The sequence below is a fragment of the Komagataeibacter xylinus genome (genome assembly GCF_004302915.1).
In the GTDB taxonomy this organism is placed as follows: Bacteria; Pseudomonadota; Alphaproteobacteria; order Acetobacterales; family Acetobacteraceae; genus Komagataeibacter; species Komagataeibacter xylinus_C.
On record NZ_QQBI01000009.1, the window covers coordinates 1 to 13,468 of the forward strand.

14 protein-coding genes are annotated in these 13,468 nt (G+C 62.3%); 12 read left to right on the forward strand and 2 right to left on the reverse strand.

What is annotated here, in order from left to right; genetic code table 11:
- The 5 genes from DV027_RS17720 to spt form a co-directional block, all read left to right on the forward strand.
- Positions 1 to 180, forward strand: a 180-nt coding sequence (locus DV027_RS17720) for a hypothetical protein (RefSeq protein ID WP_207303446.1), incomplete at its 5' end; no start/stop codon positions are given.
- A 439-nt stretch (positions 181 to 619) separates the two neighbouring features.
- On the forward strand, positions 620 to 1,753 hold the full coding sequence (locus DV027_RS07605; protein WP_130731277.1) for a CDP-glycerol glycerophosphotransferase family protein: 1,134 nt from the start codon (positions 620 to 622) through the stop codon (positions 1,751 to 1,753).
- A gap of 53 nt (positions 1,754 to 1,806) precedes the next feature.
- Positions 1,807 to 3,549, forward strand: a complete 1,743-nt coding sequence (locus DV027_RS07610) for a fatty acyl-AMP ligase (RefSeq protein ID WP_207303447.1) — start codon at positions 1,807 to 1,809, stop codon at positions 3,547 to 3,549.
- 198 nt (positions 3,550 to 3,747) lie between these two features.
- Positions 3,748 to 3,999, forward strand: coding sequence for an acyl carrier protein (locus DV027_RS07615; protein ID WP_007400085.1), 252 nt, complete (start codon positions 3,748 to 3,750; stop codon positions 3,997 to 3,999).
- Positions 4,000 to 4,005: 6 nt separating this feature from the next.
- A complete protein-coding gene (gene spt / locus DV027_RS07620) occupies positions 4,006 to 5,208 on the forward strand; it encodes a serine palmitoyltransferase (RefSeq protein ID WP_130731279.1) in 1,203 nt (400 codons plus the stop codon).
- Here the strand turns inward: spt and DV027_RS07625 are convergent.
- A complete protein-coding gene (locus DV027_RS07625; protein WP_165399141.1) occupies positions 5,192 to 6,154 on the reverse strand; it encodes a hypothetical protein in 963 nt (320 codons plus the stop codon). The genes spt and DV027_RS07625 overlap by 17 nt on opposite strands.
- Positions 6,155 to 6,166: 12 nt before the next feature.
- Positions 6,167 to 7,159 (reverse strand): diacylglycerol/lipid kinase family protein, encoded by a 993-nt coding sequence (locus DV027_RS07630; RefSeq protein WP_275100985.1) that lies wholly within the window; start codon positions 7,157 to 7,159, stop codon positions 6,167 to 6,169.
- 66 nt (positions 7,160 to 7,225) lie between these two features.
- Between DV027_RS07630 and DV027_RS07635 the strand changes: the two genes are divergently transcribed.
- Genes DV027_RS07635 through DV027_RS07665 form a run of 7 tightly spaced genes read left to right on the forward strand, consistent with a single transcriptional unit; the run spans position 7,226 to position 13,448 of the window.
- Positions 7,226 to 8,179, forward strand: coding sequence for a metallophosphoesterase family protein (locus DV027_RS07635; RefSeq protein WP_242621790.1), 954 nt, complete (start codon positions 7,226 to 7,228; stop codon positions 8,177 to 8,179).
- 40 nt (positions 8,180 to 8,219) lie between these two features.
- The gene (locus DV027_RS07640; protein ID WP_242621791.1) at positions 8,220 to 9,452 is read left to right on the forward strand and encodes an LptF/LptG family permease; all 1,233 of its coding nucleotides are present in this window, start codon (positions 8,220 to 8,222) and stop codon (positions 9,450 to 9,452) included.
- Positions 9,449 to 10,555, forward strand: coding sequence for an LptF/LptG family permease (locus DV027_RS07645; RefSeq protein ID WP_130731282.1), 1,107 nt, complete (start codon positions 9,449 to 9,451; stop codon positions 10,553 to 10,555). The genes DV027_RS07640 and DV027_RS07645 overlap by 4 nt, the downstream gene beginning before the upstream one ends.
- The gene (locus DV027_RS07650; RefSeq protein ID WP_130731283.1) at positions 10,552 to 11,334 is read left to right on the forward strand and encodes a sterol desaturase family protein; all 783 of its coding nucleotides are present in this window, start codon (positions 10,552 to 10,554) and stop codon (positions 11,332 to 11,334) included. Before DV027_RS07645 ends, DV027_RS07650 begins: the two co-directional genes overlap by 4 nt.
- Positions 11,335 to 11,342: 8 nt before the next feature.
- Positions 11,343 to 12,116, forward strand: a complete 774-nt coding sequence (locus DV027_RS07655) for a nucleotidyltransferase family protein (RefSeq protein ID WP_130731366.1) — start codon at positions 11,343 to 11,345, stop codon at positions 12,114 to 12,116.
- 18 nt (positions 12,117 to 12,134) lie between these two features.
- The gene (locus DV027_RS07660; RefSeq protein ID WP_130731284.1) at positions 12,135 to 12,635 is read left to right on the forward strand and encodes an MmcB family DNA repair protein; all 501 of its coding nucleotides are present in this window, start codon (positions 12,135 to 12,137) and stop codon (positions 12,633 to 12,635) included.
- A gap of 24 nt (positions 12,636 to 12,659) precedes the next feature.
- Positions 12,660 to 13,448 (forward strand): inositol monophosphatase family protein, encoded by a 789-nt coding sequence (locus DV027_RS07665; protein WP_130731285.1) that lies wholly within the window; start codon positions 12,660 to 12,662, stop codon positions 13,446 to 13,448.
- Positions 13,449 to 13,468 lie beyond the last annotated feature (20 nt).

The following is a 13,468-nucleotide window of genomic DNA, read 5'->3' on the forward strand; positions in this document are numbered from 1 at the left end:
ATCATCCCTAAAGACAACAATCGCGCCGCCAGCATATCCCTTCCAGATACTCTCTCTATTCTCTTGTCAAAGAACCCGCCGGAGCAGCATCGCCGTCCGGTGAAGGGGCTTTTACGGATATTAGCCCCCCCTGTCAACGCCACGCCAAAAACCCGGAAAAAACACGGTATTCAGCCATAAAACACACATAACATTCACAATCCGCACCAAAAAAAATGCACCAGAATGAAAATTATATGAAAAAAGGAGGGGCAAGCCCCTCCTTTCCGTAAAGCCGGTGTCGTGGCCATGACATCGGATATCTGGCGCATGGGCCAAAACAGGCAATTAGCTTTCGCAATCAGCGTGACAGCCCGAGCGACGAACGCAATTTCCTGAGGCCGATCAGGTCGCCAGCGGCTTCCTAATCATCAAGCATGGGAACGGCTTATATATATGGTCGAAGCGTTCATCGTTTCATTCCGCTTCGAATTGATTTATCGCAAGGCAGATTTCATTAAATGTCACACCCTTATTGGCAACCAGGTATGCTATCCTGCAAAACCTTCCTTGTTGGGTGGGCAAATAGGGATAGAACTATGTCATCTTGTTTTTAAGCGCGCTGCCAGGCTTACTTTAAGTGCATCATATCCTTTTCCCGTATATTGCCCAGCCGCACCAGGAATTCCATTCGCTCCCGATCGCGTTGGAAATGGCGCGCCTGTACAAAGATGTTCGGGTTCATATTGCCAGCCTGACAGAGGAACGTGCCGCACGCCTGCGCCAGCTTTCGCACCTCTATCCGGAGTCTTCCGTTACCTTTGATACATTGGCCATGCCCGAGTGGATCCGTGATCATATAAAGGAGCATGGGCCGACCCCCCTGAGCAAACTGGCCGTGCTTTTTCTGAACAGAAATTATTTCAACAAGTTTCAGGCCATTGTGATTCCTGAGCGTACATCGCTCTATTTACGCAAGATGGGGGTCCATAATCCCCGCCTCATCTGGACCCGGCATGGCGCGGGAGACCGGGCCATCGGCTTTACCAATGATGTGCGGAAATTCGACTATATCCTAATGGCAGGCCATAAGGTTGAAGAACGGCTGCTCCACGCGGGCACGCTGCGCGATGGGCACTATACCACTGGAATCTATGCCAAATTTGACATGGTGCGCCGGCTCCATATTCAGGCGCGCCCGCTTTTTGATAATGGGCGCCCCACGGTGCTCTATAACCCGCACTTCAGTCGCAGCCTGTCATCATGGCCACGATTTGGCATGAAATTGCTGGAATATTTTGCGCAGCAGGAAAAATACAATCTCATCTTTGCCCCGCATTACCGGCTTTTCGATACCAATCGTGAGAAAAGTATGGAAATGCTGGCGCCCTTTACCCGGTGCCCCCATATGATCATTGACCTTGGCAGCGATAAAAGCGTCGATATGACCTATACCATGGCCGCCGATCTCTATCTGGGCGATGTCAGCAGCCAGGTTAGTGAATTCCTTATCAAACCGCGCCCATGCCTGTTCCTCAACGCGCACCGGACCGCGTGGCGCGGAGACCCCAATTATGAGAGCTGGACCCTTGGCCCCGTTGTGGAAAATGTGGAGGCGACAGGCAATGACCTTGACAATGCTTTCCTGTCACATGCAAATTTCCTTGATCGGCAAAAAGAGTATATACGCGACACATTCGGGTTTGAGCCGCCGGCAGATACGGCGGCCAGAGGCGCGAAATCGATTATTGACTTTTTGAGGGTAATTGGTTGAACACCGCCCATTCGCCGTTTCAAGATACGTCTGTGGAAGTCAAATTACCGGAAATGATAAGCCTCCCGACCCCCTCCGATTCTGGTCTGCCCCGTCGTTACGGCGATTTTTCGTCGTTCCCGGCTGCGCTGGACTATGCCGCCCAGGGCAAGAGCGGCTTCAATATCTATTCCGGCAAGGGCGTCCTGCTCGAAACGCTGCCTTACAGCACGTTGCGCGAACAGGCGATCGAGACCGGCAGGCGCCTGCTGTCACTGGGGCTGGTGCCGGGCGACCGCGTCGCCATCGTGGCGGAAAGCGATGGTGACTTCGCCCGCATTTTCTTTGGCTGCCAGTATGCCGGGCTGGTGCCTGCCCCCCTGCCGCTGCCCGTCGCCTTCGGCGGGCGCGAAGGGTATGTCGCCACCCTGCGCGGCATGATCGAGGGGGCTGCGGCATCGGCCGTGGTCATTGCCTCGATCATCGCTTCATGGACGGACGAGATCACCAGCGGGCTGGACCTGAAGTTCTCCGGCACGCCAGCCGAACTGCTGCAAACGCCCATTACGGTTGAAACCCTGCCCCCGGTCGGACCGGATGACCTGTCCTACCTGCAGTTTTCCTCGGGCAGCACGCGTTTCCCCATGGGCATTGCCGTAACCCAGCGCTCGGGCATGGCCAATGCGCATGCCATTGCGCTCAATGGACTCAAGGTGCGTGAAACCGGCGATCGCTGCGTGTCGTGGCTGCCGCTCTATCATGACATGGGACTCGTTGGTTTTTTATTAACGCCCATGACCTGCCAGCTCAGCGTTGACATGCTGCCCACGCGTGAGTTCGCCCGCCGCCCCCATGTATGGCTGGACCTGATCAGCCGCAATCGCGGCACGATCTCCTACAGCCCCTCCTTTGGCTATGAACTGTGCGCACGTCGCGCCACCTCGATCGAGCTTGACCTCTCCTCGTGGCGCGTGGCGGGCATTGGCGGCGACATGATCCGCTACCATATCCTTGAGGATTTCGCCCAGCGCTTCGCATCCGCCGGGTTTGACAGCGGGGCCTTTACCGCCAGCTACGGCATGGCGGAGGCCACGCTGGCCATCAGTTTCGCCCCGCTCGGCGCGGGCATCTGCACCGATACGATCGATCTGCGCGCGCTTGAAACGCAGGGCAAGGCCGTGCCCTCCAACGATCCGGCCCGCGCACTGCGCACCTTCGTGCTGTGCGGTGAAGTGCTGCCGCAGCACGAGCTCGAGGTCCGTGACGCGCAGGGCCATGTGCTTGGCGACCGCGAGATCGGCACCGTCTACGTGCGCGGCCCGAGCCTGATGCAGGGCTACTTCCGCCGCCCGCAGGAAACCGCCCGCGTGGTCGATGCCGAGGGCTGGCTCAATACCGGCGACCTTGGCTACATGCTCAACGGGCAGGTTGTCATTACCGGGCGCGCCAAGGACCTGATCATCATCAACGGCCGCAACATCTGGCCGCAGGATCTGGAATGGTCGGCCGAGACCGAAATCAGCACCCTGCGCAGCCGTGACGTGGCCGTATTCTCGGTTGATGAGGATGAAGGCGAGAAGATCGTGGCCCTCGTGCAGTGCCGCGCCACCTCGCCTGAGGCCCGTGAAACGCTGAAAACCGAAACGGCCAGCCTGTTCCGGCGGCAGCATGGGGTTGATGTGTCCATCATCCTGGTGCCGCCCCATACCCTGCCGCAGACCTCATCGGGCAAGCTGACGCGGGCGCGGGCGCGGGCCATGCTGCTTTCGGGGGCGTTCCAGCCGCTGGAAACATCATCTTCCGTTTCCGTGGTCTGACCCGTCTGGCAAGCCGTCCATCGGCCTTGCCACGTCAGTTCAGGATGGAAAGCAGGACTGGCCAAAAACCTGTTTTTCGCGCATAAGGCTTTGCAATAAGGGGACGGATTGCAGTCCCCTCCCCGCCACATGCGCGGGGCGACCATTCATGCTGATCCGCTGCCCCTGGCAGGCCGGACATGCCATAAGGATGTAGGAATGAGTGAAACGGTAGCGAGCGTCTCCGCGCTGATCGTGAAGACGCTGCTGGCGAACCCCAAGGTTCCCCGTGATATCAATGGCAGCAGCAAGATCGTTGAAGATCTGGCCTTTGATTCACTGGCCGTCATGAATTTCGTCATGGAAATCGAGGATACCCTTGATGTTTCCGTGCCGCTTGACCGGCTGGCCGATATCCGCACCATTGATGACCTGGCTGCCTGCATTGTTTCCCTCAAGCAGGCTTCCTGACGCATCATGTCGATTTTTTCCAAATATGAAGGCCTGGCCTCCGCCCTCGCATCCGTAACCGCTGGCGGCGGCCGCAACCCCTTCGATGTCGTGATCGAAAAGCCCATTTCCTCAACGGTGGGGCTGATCGAAGGGCGCGAGACGCTGCTGTTCGGCACCAATAACTACCTGGGGCTGAGCCAGTCCCCCGCCGCGATCAAGGCTGCGGTCGCCGCGGCAGAAGCCTATGGCGTGGGCACGACCGGCTCGCGCATTGCCAATGGCACGCAGGGTCTGCACCGCCAGCTGGAGGAACGGCTTTGCGCCTTCTTCCGGCGCAGGCACTGTATGGTGTTCTCCACGGGCTATCAGGCCAATCTTGGCACCATTTCCGCCCTTGCGGGCAAGGATGACTACCTGCTGCTTGATGCCGACAGCCATGCCAGCATCTATGATGGCAGCCGCCTTGGCCATGCGCAGGTGATCCGCTTCCGCCATAACGATGCCGATGACCTGCACAAGCGCCTGCGCCGCCTCGAGGGCACGCCGGGTGCGAAGCTTGTTGTGGTTGAAGGCATCTATTCCATGATGGGCGATGTGGTGCCCATGGCGGAATTCGCTGCCGTCAAGCGCGAGACCGGGGCCTGGCTGCTGGCCGATGAGGCCCACTCCGTTGGCGTGATGGGCAAGCATGGGCGTGGCGTGGCCGAAGCCGATGGCGTGGAAGATGATGTGGACTTCGTGGTCGGCACCTTCTCCAAAAGCCTGGGCACGGTGGGGGGCTACTGTGTCTCCAACCATGCAGGGCTGGACCTGATCCGCCTGTGCTCGCGGCCTTACATGTTCACGGCCTCCCTGCCGCCGGAAGTCATTGCCGCGACCATGGCAGCCCTGACGGAACTGGAAAACCACCCCGAACTGCGCATCCGCCTGATGGACAACGCCCGCAGGCTGCATGCGGGCCTCCAGGCGGCGGGCCTGCGCACCGGCCCGCAGGCGAGCCCGGTCGTATCGGTCATTCTGGATGACGTGGCGGTTGCCGTGGCATTCTGGAACCGGCTGCTCGACCTTGGGGTTTACGTCAATCTCAGCCTGCCGCCCGCAACGCCGGACCAGCACCCGCTGCTGCGCACCTCCGTCATGGCCACGCATACGCCTGCGGAAATTGACAAGGCTGTTGATGTCTTCGCGACAGTCGCGCGCGAACTTGGGCTCAACCGCGCCGCCTGAAGAACCCTGCCTGCCGGAGCTTCCATAACAGATACGGCAGGCAGATCAGCGGATGCCGCTCGGAAAATGGCCCGAGCGGCAGTTCAATACCGGAATGCCGCCTGATCTTCCAGGCGATATAGCGCGCGCCCCCTTCAAACGTGAAAGCGCCCTTGAACAGGCGGCTGACATTGAGCACCCGCCCCAGCCGCCCGCGCAGCCACCAGCCTTCATGCATGCTGCGCCGCAGTTGTGGTGTCAGGCGTGGGGCAAGGCGATCCCCCTCTCGTGAGAACGGCAGGCCATCAGCCAGCCATATATCAGGCAGCAGGGCACGATAACGCGCCTCGCGCCCCTCAAGCAGGGCAGATGGCCTGCGCCCGTTTTCCACCCGCAATTCCGCGCCATAAGTATGCGCGAACAGCGCTAGCCAGAATTCATCCGCCGTGCCCTGTTCAGGGCCAAGCGCTGCCGCCCAGCGCCCGGCCTGCCCCATGGCGCGCACCAGGCAGCCCAGTATGGCGTCGGCCGCCTCCGGCCCGCGCACCCAGACCAGCCTGACCGGCTGGCAGAACCGCGCCCAGATGGTGGTATCCAGCGTGGCCCGCCCCGTCATGCGCCGGAACTGGGCAATCGACAGGATGGCGACCTTGGCGCGGATGATACGGCCGCCAACGGGAATCTCGTGATATTCCACATTGGGTGGCAGCAGGCGATTGGCCTCACGCGCGAAGTAGCCTGCGCCCCAATCCTCCAGCCGCTCCACGATGACATAAAAGTCCAGCACGCCATCGGGGTCAGGTTCGCGCAGCACGGAGCCGTAAAAGAGCACGCCCAGCGGCTGCGCTGGCCCCAGCAGATCGCATACGAACTGCGTGACAAAGGCCGGAACCGGCTGGACCAGTTCACTGGCCAGCGTATGGGCAATGCGGCCTGCCGCGGCAAGGCGGCTGGAAGGATCGGCCATGGTCAGCATTCCTCAGGCGTGAATGAAATCGATGGGTGCCGTGGCGGACAGCACGATCCGGCCAGACGCGCCGGGGGAAAAGACTTCCCCATCGAGCACGAAGTCGGATTCAAGCGCCATTTCAATCCGCTCCTCGCAACCGCTGCAGTAATCCGGATTATGCCGCAGCCAGGCCGGGTGCCGCCCCCGCAACAGCGCCCAGGCAGCAGCCGCAAGGCGCGAGGGCTGGCCTGCCACATGCAGGTAATTGATCACATCGGAGCGACCGCCCGCCACGTTCCAGAACGGCCATATGCCGTGCGGCAGGCGCTGGAGCGTGCTGGACAGGAACAGGAAGCAGTTTCCATGCCGCACGGAGCGCGCACCCGCCTTGAGCGTAATGGGGTTGCCCCGCATCCATTCCTGCCGCGAGCGCCGCGTGAACAGATGCGCGACCGAAGACAGGAACGAGACGACAACCGCCATTTCATGGGAGTAATTGTTCAAGATGGCGGGCTGGTGGGCCAGTTCGATACCGCGCGTAAAGGCGGCTGCCCCATGGAACATGCCCACGACCGCAGGCTTGCCCTCGGCCTCGGGCCATTCAACCACAAGCCCGCAGCGCCTGCGCACCTTCCCCCGCAGCGTACCGGCGGCAGCAAGGCTGAGCAGCCGGTCAAGTGCTTTCTGCCCGCGCAGGCCAAAGCCCACGTCACCCGCGATCAGGTTGGTATTGCCCGAAGGCAGGATGGCAAGGGCAGGAAAACGCGCGGGCGCGTAATGGCGATGGATGGCGGTCAGCACATCGCTGACCGTGCCATCCCCCCCATCGACCACGATACAGCCCATGTCGCGCGCGGCCAGCTGCGCGATTGCGGCATCAAGAAGGGAACGGTCGGCCGGATCAATGAAATTCTCTCCCAGAAGGCTACGGGCCATCGGGGCATACGAACTCTTGTCGCCCATGTTCCGCCGGCTGCGCGGGTTATAAACAAGCGCAAAACGTCCGGTCACTGATGATTCCATCCCTGTCTGAAATTTGACTTACAGGCCATAAGCAACCATCTGCCTTCTATTGCAAGGCACGAAACGATGGAACGCATCACCACACCGGCAGGCATAACACGGCCCGGCCCGGTTGCTGACCGGCCTGATGCAGGGAAAGACAGCAGCTTGAACACCATCACCATAGCCCATCTTTCCGACCCGCACCTGCCGACGGAAATGTCGCCCCCGCGGCTGCGCGAGAAGCTGAACAAGCGCCTGTTCAGCCACCTTTCATGGAAGCGGCGCCGCCGTTTCCTGCACCGCCCGGAAATTCTGGCCCGCGTGATGGCCGATATCGGCAGCGCCCATGTGAACATGATCGCGCTGACCGGCGACCTGACCAACATGGGCCTGCCGGGAGAATGCCGCCACGCCCTGCGCTGGCTTGAACAGATGCCCGCGCCATGCACAGTCATACCGGGAAATCATGACACCCTTGTGCATGATAACTGGCAGCAGACCGTAGGGCTGTGGCAGCCCTGGATGGGCGCACTCCCTTTTCCGTTCGTGCGCCGGGTGGGCCCGGTTGCGCTGATCGGGGTGAGTTCGGCGGTGCCAACGCCGTGGTTCCGGGCGACGGGCCGCGTGGGCGCGCGCCAGGCCGCGCGCCTGGCCACAATACTGCACGAAACAGGCAGGCAGGGGCTGTGCCGCATTGTTATGATTCACCATCCGCCCGTACCGGGCCTCGCCACGGCCCGCAAGGCGCTCAGGGATCCCCAGCATTTCGCCCATAGCATTGCACGCGAAGGCGCGGAGATGGTACTCCATGGCCATATCCATACCTCCACCCTGTCTTCCCTGCCTGGCCCTGCTGGTGCCGTGCCGGTACTGGGCATTGCATCGGCATCGGCACGCGCGCATGACCCGCTGCATGCGGCGGCATGGAACCGGATTGCCATCACGCCACGCGACGGGGGATATACGCTTGGTGTTACAAGGCGTTTCTTTCCGGCGGGGGGCGTAATGGGTACAACGCAGGAAACTATTTTTGAATGAGTCCTCCCCCGTATCGTTTTTCGGATATAAGCACGCCTAGATGAGCCGCATGTCTTTACAGCACGGGATTCTGGCCAAGCTGCGTCCCAACACCATGGACCGCTACCTGCTGCGGCAGGTCGTGCCGCCGTTTTCCATCGCACTGGGCGTGGTCATGTCCGCCCTGCTGCTGGAGCGGCTTTTGGTGCTGTTCAACATGCTGGCTGCCAATGGCAGCTCCATGAAGACATTTTTCGGCCTGCTCAGCGACCTGATCCCCCATTACCTGGGGCTCGCGCTGCCGGCGGCCATGTGCGTAAGCGTGTTTTCCATTATCCGGCGCATGAGCGCCAACCATGAAATCGATGCCCTGACGGCCAGCGGGGTCTCGATCTTCCGCATCTGCCAGCCTTTCGTGCTGACGGGGGCGGTCTTTGGCGTGCTGGCCTTCTCGCTTTATGGCTTCATCCAGCCTTACGCGCGCTATGACTACCGCTCGGCCTTCTATTTCGCCAGCCATGCGGGCTGGACGCCGCACCTGCAATCCAGGATGTTCGCCATATCCGATGACATCATGCTCACGGCCGAGAACGTGGACCATGCAGGTTCGCGGCTGTTCCACGTCTTCATCCGCGACAATTCGGACAAGACGCGCGTGCGCTACATTACCGCGCAGAAGGGCTACCTGTACAATCCTGCCGACGGCTCGCGCATGCGGCTTGACCTCGTCAACGGCACCATCGTGACCGACACGCACGACAAGTCCCCCACCATCACCGGCTTTACCCGCACGACCCGCCTCATCTCCGGTGAGGCCAAGCTTGATGATGAAGCCTATCGCAAACGCGGCGAGACGGAACGCGAACTGACCGTGCCCGAGCTGTATTACGGCATCCGCCACGGCTATCCCGGCATCAGCCCGTCCTACATGCTGGCCGAGCTGCACTTCCGCCTAGCGCGCACGGCCTCCATCCCGTTCATACCCATCCTGGCCTGCGCGCTCGCGGGCGTGCGCAAGCGCCAGAAGGGCAATCCAGGCCTGGCCATTGCCGCCATCACGCTGGTCAGCTTTGACCACACGCTGCAGATGGGCATGAGCTTCGTCGCCAACATGCACATGTCCCCGCTGCTGGTCATCTGGCTACCCACTGTCATTTTCGCCGGGGTGTGCGTGGGCATGCTGATCCGGCAGGCGGGCGGCCTGCGCACCCTGCTCTCGCCGGGGCCAAGCCTGCCGCCACGGCAGCTCTCGGCGGATGGCCTGCCGCGACGCATGCAGGAAAAAGAGGCATGAGGCTCCGCCTGCGCCTGGCCAGCGGCACGGTCCTGCTCGGGTATCTTTCACGCGAGCTGCTGGCCAAGGTGTTCACCACGGCCATCATCGTCGTGGCGCTGATGGAAATCCTGGCCCTGCTGGAGCAGGTGACCGAAATCATGCACCGCCACCTTGGCCTGTCCGGGGTGCTGTACTACGCGGTCATGCACCTGCCGCTCCTGTTCGGCAATGCCATGCCCATCGCCGTGCTGATTGGCGCGCTGCTCACCCTGCTGCAGCTGACCACATCGAACGAAATCTCGATCATGCGGGCGGCCGGCCTGTCCACGCCGGGGCTGATCAAGCTGTTCCTGCCCACCATCATCGGCCTTGGCGTGCTGTGCGGGATGGTCAATGACCAGATCACGCCGCGCTCGGAGCAGCACCTCGCCCAATGGTGGAACGCCACGACACCCGACGCCGCGACGGTATCGCACAACTACTGGCTGCGCGCGCGCGATGACCTGATCAACATCAACTACCTTTCCCGCGGGGGGGAGGCGCTTGACGGTGTCACGGTCTACCACCGCGACCACCAGAGCCTGCTGGAAAAGGTCACGACCCTGAAGGACGTGCATTACATGCATGGCCACTGGTATGGCACGCCCACGCGCGTGCTGAGCGTGATCAGCCCGACCCGCGTCGACCTGCTCGACACGCCCGAGCAGCCCGTGCGCCTTGACTGGCCCGACACGCTCACGCCGGGCTACCTGATGCAGATTACCGTCAGTTTCACCCAGTCCATCGGCACCATGCTGGCCGAGCAGAACGACACCATGCCTTCCAGCCAGTCGTCCTCGTTTTTCATAACCGAAATACTGGGACGCATCATGTTACCGGTCACGTTCGCGGTAATGCTGTTACTCGCCGTGCCGGTGGTCTATATCCCCCCCCGGGCTGGCACGCGCAGCTGGTTACCCATATGGTGCCTCGGCGCGGGCCTGCTGTTTGTCGTGTTCCAGGGGCTGCTCCGCGCGCTTGGCAATGCGGGAACATTGCCCTCGCTTATGGCGATATTCGTCGGGATCCTGATTTTCATCCTTGGCGTCATCACCGTGCTACTGAGGATCGAAGAGCGATGATTACAAATACCCTGAAGAACAGTTCCATCCGCACAGGCCGCAGCTTCGACCTGGGCAAGATGAACCTGTCCCAGCTCTGGATTGCCTACCTCACCTACCCCACCATCCTCCTGTATTTCGTGCTGGCCATCGCCAGCTACGCGGTCATGGTGTACGCCTACACGTCGTTCGTGCCGGTCGCCATCAGCATCGCGGCGGTGGTGCTGGTCTACCCGCTGGTCTGGTATGGCATCCATCGCTTCATCCTCCACGGCCGGTTCCTCTACCGCATGAAATGGAGCGCCTCCCTGTGGAAGCGCATCCACTTCGATCACCACCAGGACCCCCACCTGCTGGACGTGCTGTTCGGCTCGCCGCTCAACACCATTCCCACCATTGCCATCGTCACCATTCCCATCGGCTACGCCATTGGCGGGCTGGCGGGTTCGGGTGCCGCCTTTGGCGCGGGGCTGACCATTACGTGCATCTATGAATTCTTCCACTGCATCCAGCACCTGAACTACAAGCCGCGCATGCGCTGGATCCAGTTGATGAAGCAGCGCCACGTGCTGCATCACTTCCATAACGAGAACGGCAATTACGGCATCACCAGCTTCGTGGCCGACCGCATCTTCCACAGCTACTACCCCGATGCCCGCGGCTGCCCGCGCAGCCCCACCGTGTTCAACCTTGGCTATGACATCGAGGAAGCCCATCGCTACCCCTGGGTGATGGAAGAGACCGGCTCCCCCCCGCGCGACCGCCCCGATGGCGCCAACACCACCCGGAACGCGGCGTGAGCACGGGCATGGCGCTGAATGTTCTCATCCTGGCCGGCAGCAGGCCGGGACGGCCCGACCCCATGGCGCAGGCGGCGGGTATTTCGCACAAGGCCCTACTGCCGGTTGGCGGCAGCCCCATGATCAGCCGGGTCATCGCGGCGCTCCAGTCGGTCGAGGGCATTGGCAGGATCGCCATCTGCATCGAGCGCCCCGAGGTGCTCGCGGGCATCGTGCCTGACAATGTCACCTTCATACCCCCCGCGTCCGGGCCGAGTTCCAGCGTGATGAAGGCGCTGGACACGCTGGGCACGCCGCTGCTGGTCACCACCGCCGACCATGCCCTGCTCGAACCCGCCTGGGTGCGCAGCTTCGTGCAGAAGGCACAGGAAAGCGGGGCCGACGTGGCCGCGGGCATTGCGATGGAACGCGACATCCTGCGTGATGTGCCGGGCACCAGGCGCACCATGATCCGCCTGGCTGATGGTGCCTTCTCGGGCTGCAACATGTTCCTGTTCCGCACGCCTGCGGCGGCCGGCGTGATCCGGCTGTGGCAGAAGCTCGAGGCCGACCGCAAGAACCCGCTTAAAATGGCGCGCACACTCGGCCTGGGCATCCTGCTGCGCTTTGTGCTGCGCCGCCTGACCCGTGCGGATGTATGCCGCCGCATCGGCCAGCTTTCACACGCACGCGTGGCCATGATCGAGCTGCCCAACGGGCGCGCCGCCGTGGATGTGGACAAGCCCGCCGACCTTGAGCTGGTCACGCACCTGCTCGCCTCCACCCCCCTGCCCGCGACCTGAGGCCCACGGCCTTACGCCATGCACCGCCCATCCGCGCCACAGCTCCAGTCCGCCATCCGCACGGGTGTCAGCCAGATGTGCCGGATGCATGGGTGGGCGGTGCTGCATGAATTCGTCCTGCCCGATCGCAGGCGGGCCGATATCATGGCCCTGACACCGCAGGGCGACCTTTTGTGCATCGAGATCAAGTCCGGCCTGCCGGATTTTCGTGCCGACCACAAATGGCCCGATTACCTGCAATGGTGCGACCAGCTCTATTTCGCGGTCAACCAGGACTTCCCCCGCCACATCGTGCCACAGGCAGCCGGGCTGATGATTGCCGCCACCCGCCCTGCCGCCATGCAGGCGGCCACCTGCATGGACTGCGCCATCATCCGCCACCCGCAGCGCAGCCCGCTTGCCGCCGCGCGCAGGCGCAAGCTCACGCTACAGTTCGCCATGCAGGCTGCCGAACGGCTGGGCCGGGTGGACATGCCGCAGGTGGAACATGCGGTGAAAACGGCGTTACGTGTAGAATAGAGTATTCCACAAGAAAGGTTACCCATGTCACAGGCCATCCTGACCCGTTTTGAAGCCGCCCGCTCCGTCGTGCGCGATGCCGCCGCCCTTGCCATGAAGATGCGCCCCGCCCCCGGCGGCCCCAAGGGCACCCAGAAAAGCGCGCAGGACTGGCTGACCGAAACCGATGGCGCGGTAGAGGCCTTCATCTCCGGGCGAATCGGCATGCTGTTCCCCGAGGATGGCTTTCAGGGCGAGGAAGAAGGCCGCACCCGCACCGGCAGCCTGCGCTGGGTGGTGGACCCGATCGACGGCACCTCCAACTACGCGCGCGGGCGCAACCGCTGGTGCATCTCGCTTGGCCTGATGGATGGCGACACCCCCGTGGCCGGCATTATCGAGGCCCCGATGCTGGGCGAGACCTATACGGCGGTAAAGGGGCATGGCGCATTCCTTAACGGCGCGCGCATCCAGGCCTCTCCCGTGACCGACCCCGCCACCTCCCTGATCGAGATGGGCTGGAGCAACCGCGTGCCGCCGGGCGTGTTCCAGGAAAAGATCGACGCCATCCTGAATCTTGGCGCCATGCCGCGCTCAGGCGGGTCGGGCGCCATTGCCCTGGCCGAGGTCGCCTGCGGGCGGCAGGACGGCTATCTGGAAATTCGCATCAACCTGTGGGATGTGGCCGCCGCCCTCGTGCTTCTGGAGGAGGCAGGGGCGAAGGTTTCGCCCTTCCTGCGCGATGGCGGGCTGGAGGATGGCATCCATATCCTGGCCGCCGCCCCCGGCATTGCCGATGCCCTGTCGCAGGCGGTGGGCGTCTCCCTTAAATAACGGCAATATAGGGCTGGATC

Bases quoted from the DNA above. Each gene is read 5' to 3' on its own strand.
- DV027_RS07610 (WP_207303447.1), top strand. From the start codon at position 1,807: ATGATAAGCCTCCCGACCCCCTCCGATTCTGGTCTGCCCCGTCGTTAC.
- DV027_RS07615 (WP_007400085.1), top strand. From the start codon at position 3,748: ATGAGTGAAACGGTAGCGAGCGTCTCCGCGCTGATCGTGAAGACGCTG.
- spt (WP_130731279.1), top strand. From the start codon at position 4,006: ATGTCGATTTTTTCCAAATATGAAGGCCTGGCCTCCGCCCTCGCATCC.
- DV027_RS07625 (WP_165399141.1), bottom strand. From the start codon at position 6,154: ATGGCCGATCCTTCCAGCCGCCTTGCCGCGGCAGGCCGCATTGCCCAT.
- DV027_RS07630 (WP_275100985.1), bottom strand. From the start codon at position 7,159: ATGGAATCATCAGTGACCGGACGTTTTGCGCTTGTTTATAACCCGCGC.
- DV027_RS07635 (WP_242621790.1), top strand. From the start codon at position 7,226: ATGGAACGCATCACCACACCGGCAGGCATAACACGGCCCGGCCCGGTT.
- DV027_RS07640 (WP_242621791.1), top strand. From the start codon at position 8,220: ATGAGCCGCATGTCTTTACAGCACGGGATTCTGGCCAAGCTGCGTCCC.
- DV027_RS07645 (WP_130731282.1), top strand. From the start codon at position 9,449: ATGAGGCTCCGCCTGCGCCTGGCCAGCGGCACGGTCCTGCTCGGGTAT.
- DV027_RS07650 (WP_130731283.1), top strand. From the start codon at position 10,552: ATGATTACAAATACCCTGAAGAACAGTTCCATCCGCACAGGCCGCAGC.
- DV027_RS07655 (WP_130731366.1), top strand. From the start codon at position 11,343: ATGGCGCTGAATGTTCTCATCCTGGCCGGCAGCAGGCCGGGACGGCCC.
- DV027_RS07660 (WP_130731284.1), top strand. From the start codon at position 12,135: ATGCACCGCCCATCCGCGCCACAGCTCCAGTCCGCCATCCGCACGGGT.
- DV027_RS07665 (WP_130731285.1), top strand. From the start codon at position 12,660: ATGTCACAGGCCATCCTGACCCGTTTTGAAGCCGCCCGCTCCGTCGTG.